The organism is Streptomyces sp. NPDC054956 (assembly GCF_053609185.1).
The window spans coordinates 1-9,427 of record NZ_JBSGXB010000294.1 but is presented as its reverse complement, the minus strand read 5'-3'; the positions used below and the strand labels follow the sequence as shown (position 1 = coordinate 9,427).

Sequence of the window (9,427 nt, the reverse complement as noted above, 5' to 3'; positions counted from 1 at the left end):
CCCGCGCCCCCCCCCGCTGCCCGCCGCCCCGCGGCCCTTGCCCCTCACCCACAAGGACTCAGTGCGCGCCCGCACTGACCTGTGCGGCCGGAGCCGCTTCCTCCGACCCCCCACCGGCACCCGAAGGCCCCGCCCCGCGCAGCGGAACCTCCTTCACGAACCAGGCGGCCGCAAAGCCCAGTACCGCAATCCCCGCACCGAGCAAGAACGCCGAGTGCGTACCGGCAGCCACCGCGTGCTGATAGGCGTCACGAACAGCCTCCGGCAGCTTCGCCAGACTGGCCGCGTCCAGCTGCGCGGACCCCGCCGCCGTCGCCGCCTGCGGCCCGAGCCGCTCGCTCATCGTGGAGGTGACCTGGCTGGTGAAGAGGGAGCCCATCAGCGCCACGCCGAAGGAGCCGCCGAGGGTACGGAACAGCGTGGCCGAGGAGGAGGCGACGCCCATGTCCTTCATGTCGACGCTGTTCTGCGCGACCAGCATGGTGATCTGCATCAGGAAGCCGAGGCCGGCTCCGAGGACGGCCATGTACACGCCCGACACCAGCCGCGTGGTGCCCGTGTCCATCGTCGCGAGCAGGAAGAGCCCGGCGACCATGAGCGCGCCGCCGATGATCGGGAACATCTTGTACTTGCCGCTGTTCGTGGTGATCCGGCCCGCGATCAGCGAGACGACCATCATCGAGAGCAGCATCGGCAGGAGCAGCAGGCCGGAGTTGGTGGCCGAGGCGCCCTGGACCGACTGCTGGAACAGCGGGAGGTAGAGCACGCCGCCGAACATCGCGAAACCGACCAGGAAGCCGATCACGGACATGAGGGCGAAGTTGCGGCTGCGGAAGATGTGCAGCGGCATGATCGGCTCGGCGGCCTTGGTCTCGGCGAAGAGGAACGCGGCGGTGGAGAGGACGCCGACGACGATCAGGCCGATGATCTCGGCGGAGCCCCACGCGTACTCGGTGCCGCCCCAGGTGGTGACGAGGACGGTGGAGGTGATCGCGATGGTCAGCAGCGCCGCGCCGAGGTAGTCGATCTTGCCCTGCGCCTTCTTCTTGGGAAGGTGCAGCACCGCGGTGACCATGGCGAGCGCCACGGCGCCGAGCGGGAGGTTGATGTAGAAGGACCAGCGCCAGCCCATGTGGTCGGTGATGGTGCCGCCGACCAGCGGTCCGCCGATCATGGCGAGGGCCATCACGCCGGCCATCATGCCCTGGTACTTGCCGCGCTCGCGGGGCGGGATCAGGTCGCCGATGATCGCCATGACGCCGACCATCAGACCGCCGGCGCCCAGGCCCTGGATGGCGCGGAAGCCGATGAGCTGGCCCATGTCCTGGGCCATGCCGCTGAGCGCCGAGCCGATCAGGAAGATGACGATCGAGGTGAGGAACGAGCCCTTGCGCCCGTACATGTCGCCGATCTTGCCCCAGATGGGGGTGGAGGCCGCGGTGGCCAGCGTGTACGCGGTGACCACCCAGGACAGGTGCTCCAGGCCGCCGAGCTCGCCGACGATGGTGGGCATGGCGGTGCCGATGATCATGTTGTCGAGCATGGCCAGCAGCATCGCGATCATGAGGGCCATCAGGACGACCCGCACGCTGCGCGGCTTCACCTCCTCCGAGGTGTCCGCGTTCTTCGTCATCTCCACCATGTTCCACTCCCCTGGCGCACGTGCACCGGTCCCGACACTTACTTGCCGCCCGGCTAGTTCACTACAATGGGGAAGGTAGACCCGTAACTAGCCGGGCGTCAAGTAAGTAATTGGGGAGAGCCATGTCCAGCAGCAGTCCGCAGCAGCGCCGCGGCAACACGCGGCAGCGCATCCAGGACGTGGCACTGGAGCTCTTCGCCGAGCAGGGGTACGAGAAGACGTCGCTGCGCGAGATCGCGGAGCGGCTGGAGGTCACGAAGGCGGCGCTGTACTACCACTTCAAGACCAAGGAAGACATCATCATCAGCCTGTTCGAGGACCAGACCCGGCCGATCGACGAGCTGATCGAATGGGCGGAGCAGCAGCCGCGGACCCTGGAGACTAAGCGGGAGATGCTGCGGCGCTACAGCGAGGCGATGGCGGGCGGCGCGTCCCTGTACCGCTTCATGCAGGAGAACCAGGCCTCGCTGCGGGACCTGAGCATCGGCGACAAGGTGAAGAAGCGCCTCTTCACCCTGGTGGAGCTGCTCCGCACGGGCCAGGAGGACGCCCCGCTGGCGGACCAAGTCCGCTGCGTGAGCGCCCTGTTCACCCTGCACGCGGGAATGATGTTCCTCCAGCACGTAGAGGGCGACCCGGAGGAGACGCGCCAGGCCGCGCTCGAGGTCGCGACGGATCTGATCACGCAGGCACACCAGCAGGGCTAGGCGGGGTGGCGGCTGGCGTGGCGACCGGGGCGGCGGCGGCAGCCGGGGCGACGGCGGCGACCGGGGCGGCGGCCGAGCTCAACGCCCGCCGACGGGTGCAGGCTTGACGAAGGGCGGGACTCCAGAACCAGGGCATTCACTCGATCCGGCGAACCGAGCCCAGGATCATTACTCTCCGTAATCGGATCCGCTACTTTTGGTGATGTGCGCTGCGGAGTGGCTGCGGCGCCCGTACCGAAGGCACCGCCATGATCCGTCTCGCCCTCACCGCCGCCGCGACCGCCACGGCCGCGTTCCTCACCACCGCCCTCGCGCCGCAGGCCCTCGCACCGCAGGCCCTCGCGCCGCAGGCGCCCGTGTCCGCTCCCCCTCCCCTCTCCTACGTCGCCCTCGGGGACTCCTACAGCGCCGGCTCCTTCGTGCGCCCGTGGAACGCCGACGGGTGCGGTCGCTCCGAGCAGGACTATCCGCACCAGGCCGCGCGGCGGCTGAAGTTGAGGCTCACCGATGTGACCTGCTCCGCCGCCGAGGTCAGAGCCGGGCTGCTGGGGTCGCAGTCCGAGCTGAAGGGGCCACCGTCCGTGCCGCCACCAGGTGGTTGGGCCGCCAAACCCGCGCAGGTCGGGGCCGTTTCGGCGAGCACCGATCTCGTCACGGTCGGCGCGGGCGGCAACTCCGTGGGCTTCGCCGACATCGTCGAGACCTGCGTGAAGCGGGGACTGGCCTCCTTCGGGACGGGGACCCCGTGCACCGACCACTACGCGCGCGGCGAGGCCGCCTCCCGGCTCGATGCCCGCTTCACCGCCCTGGAAGCCGATTTCTCCGGCCTGTTGAAGGAGATCCGCAGGCGCGCGCCGCACGCCAAGGTCGCAGTCGTCGGATATCCGGCCGTCGTGGACGAGGCCGCCGGCTGCGACTGGGGCTCCTGGCACCAGCTCGGCACCGTGACCAAGGGCGACATGCCCTGGCTCGACGGCCTGGAGCGCCGGCTCAACAACCTCCTGCGGGAACAGGCCGGGCGGAGCGGCGCGGTGTACGTGGACACGTACACCTCCAGCACCGGCCACGGGGTCTGCGCGACGGGCGAGCGGCGCTGGATGTACGGGATCAAGGACAGCCTGACCGGGTCCGGCGCCCAGAGCGATCCGCCCTCCGAGCTCTGCCGGTCCATCCCGGCGAAGGGCGAGGCCTGCACCGTCCTCCACCCGAACCTCCGCGGCGCCACCCATCAGGCGGACCTGGTCACCGAGGCCCTGACCGCACTGGTGGCGCCGAGGAGATGACCCGCTCCCCCGGCCGGCGGGCGGGCCGACGGGCGGGCGGGCCGGCTGCCGGGGACCAATGACCGGACTTCCCGGGACCTCGGCCCGGCGGCCGGGCCTTCGAGGGACGCAACGATGGGGGGCAGGACAGGCCCGGCCGGCCGCGCCGCGCAGACATGCGGGGCGGGTGGGGCGGGGACGGAATCGCTCAGGAGGCCGACATGCTGCTCGCCGGAAAGACCGCCATCGTCACGGGGGCCAAGCGGGGGCTCGGGCTCGCCATCGCGGAGCGCTTCGCGAAGGAGGGGGCGAGCGTGGTCATGGCGGACGTCCTGGACGCGAGGGAGGAAGCCGCCGAGCTCGGTGCGACCTACGTCCACGCCGACGTGAGCGAGGAGTCCTCGGTCGCGGCCCTGATCGACCGCACCGTCACGGAACACGGCGGGTTGGACGTCCTGGTCAACAACGCCGGGATCGAGTTCGCGAAGACGGTCCTCGACACCACCGTCGAGGAATGGGACCGGCTGATGTCGGTGAACATGCGCGGGGTGTTCCTCTGCTCCAAGCACGGCATCCCGGCGATGGCCGCGCGGGGCGGCGGGGTCATCGTCAACCTGGCCTCGGAGCTGGGCGTGGTCGGGGACGCGGGGGTGGCGGCGTACTGCGCCTCCAAGGGCGGGGTCATCCAGCTGACGAAGGCGACGGCGATCGACCACGCGAAGGCCGGAATCAGGGTCAACGCCCTGTGCCCGGGGCCGATTTCCACCCAGCTGCTGGAGGACGTCTTCCTCTCCTCCCCGGACCCGCGGGCCATGCGCGAGGACTTCGAGTCGCGCACCCTGCTCGGCCGGCTGGGCCGACCGGACGAGGTCGCCGCCGCGGCCCTGTTCCTGGCCTCGGACATGTCCTCCAACATGACGGGCGCCAACCTCGTCCTCGACGGCGGCTGGACCACCCGCTGAGGCCGCCCGCCGAGGCCATCCGCCGAGGAGTGCGTCCGGCACGGAGGGCGTCTTCCCCCGAGGGCAGCGTTCCCGTCCGGCGGGGTCGGGGGAACCGATCAGGGCTGCGCCGTCGGCCAGGCGGACAGTGCCAGGTCGACGGCCGCGGTCAGCTGGGCGGCGGTCGCCCCGTCCTGGGCACGCTGCGAGAGCCCCTGGAGAACCGTGGCGAAGTAGTCGGCCAAGGCCCGGGTGTCGGCCTCGGCGGGCAGCTCCCCCGCCCGCTGTGCCTCGCGCAGCCGTGACTCGAACCCGTCCACGTTCGTGTTGCGCAGATCGCGGAGGAACGCCCGGACCTGCGCGTCCTGCGGGGTGACGTTGGTCGCGGCGCTGATGACCAGGCAGCCGGCGGGGTGTTCGGGGCCCGGGTAGATGACCGCGGCCTCCCGGAGGATGCGTGCGAACGCCCCGTACGCGGTGGGTTCCTCGGCGAGCGCCACGCCCGCGAAGCTGCCGACGGGTGACCGGCCGTAGGTGTCGACCACTTCTTCGAACAGGGACTTCTTGTCCCCGAAGGCCGCGTACAGGCTCCCCGAGCGGATGCCCATCGCCTCGGTCAGCTCGCCGATGGACACGCCTTCGTAGCCGCGCTCCCAGAACAGGCGGGTGGCCGCGGTCAGCGCCGCCGTGCGGTCGAAGGTGCGCGGGCGGCCGCGCTTGGGGGTCTCAGCCATGCCCCACATTTTAGAGTGCTCGACCAAGAAATCGTGTTAGCTTATTTCTTGGTCGATCACTCAACAAACGAAAGGCGGCCAACCGCCATGGGTTCCCACCGACTTGAAGGACGTATCGCGCTGGTCACCGGCGGCAGCAGGGGCATCGGGCGGGCCGTCGCCGAGCGCCTCGCCCGGGACGGTGCCGTCGTCGCGCTGACCTACGCCCGCGACGAGGGCGCGGCGCACGAGGTCGTGGAGCGCATCCGGGAGGACGGCGGCCGGGCCTTCGCCCTCCGGGCGGAGCTGGGCCGGCGCGGAGACGCCGCCGCCTTGTGGTCGGCCTTCGACGCCCGGATTCCCGACCACGCACCCGAGCCGGCCGTCGACATCATCGTCAACAACGCCGGGATCGGGCGGAGTGCGGATCTGGAGTCATTGACCGAGGAGGGCTTCGACGAGGTCTTCGCGGTGAACGTGCGGGCACCGTTCTTCATCGTGCAGGAGGGGTTGAAGCGACTCCGTGACGCGGGCCGGATCATCAACGTCTCCAGCGGCGCGGCCCACCTCGCCATGCCGGACGCCATCGCCTACGGCGCCACCAAGAGCGCCCTGGACAACTTCACCCTCAACCTCGCCAAGGCGCTCGGCCCCCGGGGCATCACGGCCAACTCGGTCGCCCCCGGGATCATCGACACGGACGTCAACGCGGACTGGCTGCGCGGCAACCCGGAGGCCGAGGCCCACGCGGCTTCCCTGGCCGCGCTGGGCCGGGTCGGCCGACCCGAGGACGTGGCCGATGTCGTGGCATTCCTCGCCTCGGACGACGCGCGCTGGGTCACGGGCAAGGTGATCGACGCGACCGGAGGCTCCGGCCTCTGAGCCCTCCCCTTCGGGTGGGCAGGCCACCCGCTCCACGATCTAGCGGGACTCGCGCCACTGCGCGAGGACCTCTTCGACGTCGAACTCGGCGAGGTTCAGCGGCGGGCCGGGCGGCGGCCTGCGCAGGGCGGCTCGGATCTTGTCGTTGATCTCCGCCAGGATGCCCCGGACCTGGCGCTCGGTGCGGGCGCCGCGGACCGCCTCCCGCGCGTCCTCCGCCTCCTTGCGGAGCGCGAGGGCCGGCGGGAGGACCGCGAAGCCCTCGCCGTGGAGCTTGCCCTTGATCCACCACAGCTCGTCGTACGGGGCGTCGAGCGAGGCCAGCGGCTTGCCGAAGCCGGGCAGTTCCTCGAACTCGCCGCGCTCCGCGGCCTGTCTGATCTGCCGGTCCACGAAGGATTCGAAGCTGACACCAGGCGGCTTGCGCTCGGTCACGTTGCCTCCTCAAGGATCCCCACCAGCATATCTCCGCCACTCGGGAAGGGAGTTACTGACGGTAACCAGAGAAGGGGTGGTCGACGGCCTAGAGCCGGCGGTCGGCCTCCTCGATCGGGATGTCGTTGATGCTGGCCTCGCGGCGGCGCATCAGGCCGGCGGCGTCGAACTCCCACTGCTCGTTGCCGTGGCTGCGCCACCACTGGCCCTGCGCGTCGTGCCACTCGTACTCGAAGCGCACGGAGATCCGGTTGTCGGTATAGGCCCACAGCTCCTTGCGCAGCCGGTACTCCAGCTCGCGCTCCCACTTGTCGGCGAGGAAGGCGCGGATCTCGGCGCGGCCGGTGAGGAAGCGGTCGCGGTTCCGCCAGGAGGAGTCCTCGGTGTAGGCGAGGGCGACGCGCTCGGGGTCACGGCTGTTCCAGGCGTCCTCCGCGGCCTGGACCTTGGCGCGCGCGGTCTCCTCGGTGAAGGGCGGCAGGGGCGGCCGCACGGCGGCGGAAGCGGGAGCGGCAGGAGTAGCGGGAGTGGTGGGAGTGGTCACGGCCGACGCACCTCTCGACTCGACAACAGGCGGAGAACGATCGTTCTCACACGCCTCACCCTAGAGAACGCTCGTTCTCAACGCAAGCGATTCTGGTCTACGCTGCCCGTATGCCCGCTGCCCCGATGAACGACGAAGAGGCCCGCGTCCGTCTGCTGGACACCGCGGAGGCGCTGTTCTACGCCGAGGGCATCCAGGCCGTCGGCATGGATCGCATCCGCGCGGAGTCCGGCGTCGCGCTCAAGCGGCTCTACCGCCTCTACCCGGCCAAGGAGTCCCTGGTCACCGCGTACCTGGAACGCCGCGACCGGCGCTGGATGAGCGGCCTGCGCGAGGCCGTGACCGGCAGCGCGGAACCCGTCGGGGCGGCCTTCGACTGGCTCGCGCGGTGGTTCTCGGAACCCGGCTTCCGGGGGTGCGCGTTCCTGAACGCGTACGGGGAACTGGGCGCGGGCCCGGAGGGCGTGCTGGACGTGGTGCGCCGGCACAAGGCGGAGCTACGGGCCCTGTTGACCGAGGTCGCCGGCCCGGGCCGGGAGGGCCTGGCGGAGCAGCTGCTGCTCCTGGTCGAGGGCGCGACGGTGGTGGCGGCCCTGGAGCCCGGCCCGGGGCCGGCGCTGCGGGCGCGCGAGGCGGCGTACGTCCTGATGCGCGCGGAACGGGTGATTCACACGGCTGCCGAGTGACCGGTAACGCGTCGTACACAGCAGGGTCGCATCATCAGCTTTTAACTGACCGAGGGCGTCTTGTCCACCGGTGGACCGCATTCGGCGGTCATGTGCCGGTTCCGCCGTCTTCCTTTGCGGAGGAAACACCCTTGTCTGCTTCCCGCTGCACGTCCGCGGCTCTGGTCGTCGCGGCCGTCACCGCGACCTGCCTGCTCCCGGTCGCGCCCGCCTTCGCCGACGACTCGCCGCACATCCGCTTCTCCCAGCCGTACGTCCCCTCGATCGCCGCCGGCAGGACCGGCCGCGTCGTGATCGTCGCCAACGCCGGCGCCGAAGGGGCACAGCGCGGCACCTTCCGGATCACCGCTCCGGAGCGGACCACGTTCCCCGAGGCCGAGTTCTACTGGAACAACGACCGCGCCGCCGCTCCCTGTACGCGTTCCAGCGACGCGCGCCAGATGACCTGCGAAGCCGGGACCCGCGCGGGCTTCTCCTTCCCGGCGCGGAGCGACACCCGGCTGGGCGTACTCGTACGAGTGGACGCGGACGCACCGGAAGGCACCACGCTCGACGGCGGCGAGTGGGCCGACGGCAGTGACTCGCCCGGCCTGTACGCGGTCTCCACCCCCGTGACGGGCCCCAAGGGCGACGACGGTCACGACGGTCACGACGGCCACGACGGGAAGCCCGGCCACCACGGCAAGCCGGGCCGCCCCGGCCCCAAGGGGGACAAGGGCGACAAGGGCGACAAGGGGGAGCGCGGCGAACGAGGGGAACGAGGGGAACGCGGCGAGAGGGGAGACCGCGGCGACACCGGCCCGAAGGGCGACAAGGGGGAGAAGGGCCCGAAGGGTCACCCCGGCAAGAAGGGGGACAAGGGGGACACCGGCCCGAAGGGCGACACCGGCCCTGCCGGAGGACCGAAGGGCGACAAGGGCGACACCGGAGCCCCCGGCCCGAAGGGCGACACGGGACCGGCCGGAGGGCCGAAGGGCGACACCGGCCCGGCGGGACCGAAGGGCGACACCGGTGACACCGGCCGTCCGGGCCCCGTGGGACCGGAGGGTCCCCGCGGCCCCGAGGGCCCGAAGGGCGACACCGGCCCGGGCGGAGGCCCGAAGGGCGACAAGGGCGACAAGGGCGACCGCGGCGAGAAGGGTGACCGCGGCGAGAAGGGCGACAAGGGCGACCGCGGCCACACCGGTCACAAGGGCAAGCCCGGTCCCACCGGACCGACGGGCCCGAAGGGCGACCGCGGCGAGAAGGGCGAGCGCGGCCCGAAGGGCGATCGGGGCAAGCCGGGCGCATGCAAGTGCGGCAAGGACCACGGAAAAGATCACGGCAAGGACCACGGCAAGGACCATGGCAAGGGCGGCAAGCCGAAGGCCCGGATCGTCAGCGACAAGCTGCACATCCGGACCGGCCCGGGCACGCGGTACGAGAAGAACGGCGTGATCAAGCACGGCGGCGAGGTCCTGGTGCAGTGCAAGACCAACGGCACCGAGGTGGACGGCAACTCCCTCTGGTACAAGCTCGCCGACGGCCGCGGCTGGATCGCCGCGCGCTACGCCGAGAACCTGAACCGCATCCCCACCTGCTGATCTGACCCGACACACACCTTCGGTGGGCGCCG

Annotated in this window: 10 protein-coding genes; 6 read left to right on the top strand and 4 right to left on the bottom strand. The window is 71.1% G+C overall.

Annotated elements, in window-relative coordinates:
• Positions 1-58: 58 nt before the first annotated feature.
• The gene (locus tag ACWGDE_RS31655; RefSeq protein WP_453392472.1) at positions 59-1,642 is read right to left on the bottom strand and encodes an MDR family MFS transporter; all 1,584 of its coding nucleotides are present in this window, start codon (positions 1,640-1,642) and stop codon (positions 59-61) included.
• 122 nt (positions 1,643-1,764) lie between these two features.
• Between ACWGDE_RS31655 and ACWGDE_RS31650 the strand changes: the two genes are divergently transcribed.
• From ACWGDE_RS31650 to ACWGDE_RS31640, 3 genes are all read left to right on the top strand, one after another.
• Entirely contained in the window at positions 1,765-2,349 is a 585-nt protein-coding gene (locus ACWGDE_RS31650) for a TetR/AcrR family transcriptional regulator (RefSeq protein ID WP_453392471.1), read from the top strand.
• 248 nt (positions 2,350-2,597) lie between these two features.
• Positions 2,598-3,632: an SGNH/GDSL hydrolase family protein gene (locus ACWGDE_RS31645; protein ID WP_453392470.1), complete on the top strand. Its 1,035-nt coding sequence runs from the start codon at positions 2,598-2,600 to the stop codon at positions 3,630-3,632.
• Between the two features lie 200 nt (positions 3,633-3,832).
• A complete protein-coding gene (locus ACWGDE_RS31640; protein ID WP_453392469.1) occupies positions 3,833-4,573 on the top strand; it encodes an SDR family NAD(P)-dependent oxidoreductase in 741 nt (246 codons plus the stop codon).
• A gap of 98 nt (positions 4,574-4,671) precedes the next feature.
• On the opposite strand, the gene ACWGDE_RS31635 is transcribed toward ACWGDE_RS31640, so the two are convergent.
• Positions 4,672-5,295 (bottom strand): TetR/AcrR family transcriptional regulator, encoded by a 624-nt coding sequence (locus ACWGDE_RS31635; protein WP_453392468.1) that lies wholly within the window; start codon positions 5,293-5,295, stop codon positions 4,672-4,674.
• 78 nt (positions 5,296-5,373) lie between these two features.
• Here ACWGDE_RS31635 and ACWGDE_RS31630 point away from each other — a divergent pair, with 78 nt between their 5' ends.
• Complete coding sequence (locus ACWGDE_RS31630) at positions 5,374-6,147, top strand: SDR family NAD(P)-dependent oxidoreductase (RefSeq protein ID WP_453392467.1); 774 nt, start codon at positions 5,374-5,376, stop codon at positions 6,145-6,147.
• Positions 6,148-6,186: 39 nt separating this feature from the next.
• Here the strand turns inward: ACWGDE_RS31630 and ACWGDE_RS31625 are convergent, their stop codons facing one another.
• Together ACWGDE_RS31625 and ACWGDE_RS31620 are read right to left on the bottom strand one after the other, a co-directional pair.
• Positions 6,187-6,582 (bottom strand): DnaJ family domain-containing protein, encoded by a 396-nt coding sequence (locus ACWGDE_RS31625; protein ID WP_453392466.1) that lies wholly within the window; start codon positions 6,580-6,582, stop codon positions 6,187-6,189.
• An 88-nt stretch (positions 6,583-6,670) separates the two neighbouring features.
• Entirely contained in the window at positions 6,671-7,126 is a 456-nt protein-coding gene (locus tag ACWGDE_RS31620; protein ID WP_453392465.1) for a nuclear transport factor 2 family protein, read from the bottom strand.
• 125 nt (positions 7,127-7,251) lie between these two features.
• Here ACWGDE_RS31620 and ACWGDE_RS31615 point away from each other — a divergent pair, with 125 nt between their 5' ends.
• Together ACWGDE_RS31615 and ACWGDE_RS31610 are read left to right on the top strand one after the other, a co-directional pair.
• Positions 7,252-7,812 carry a TetR/AcrR family transcriptional regulator gene (locus ACWGDE_RS31615; RefSeq protein ID WP_453392473.1) on the top strand — a complete coding sequence of 187 codons (561 nt, stop codon included), beginning with the start codon at positions 7,252-7,254 and terminating at the stop codon, positions 7,810-7,812.
• 131 nt (positions 7,813-7,943) lie between these two features.
• Positions 7,944-9,395 carry a hypothetical protein gene (locus tag ACWGDE_RS31610; RefSeq protein ID WP_453392464.1) on the top strand — a complete coding sequence of 484 codons (1,452 nt, stop codon included), beginning with the start codon at positions 7,944-7,946 and terminating at the stop codon, positions 9,393-9,395.
• Positions 9,396-9,427 lie beyond the last annotated feature (32 nt).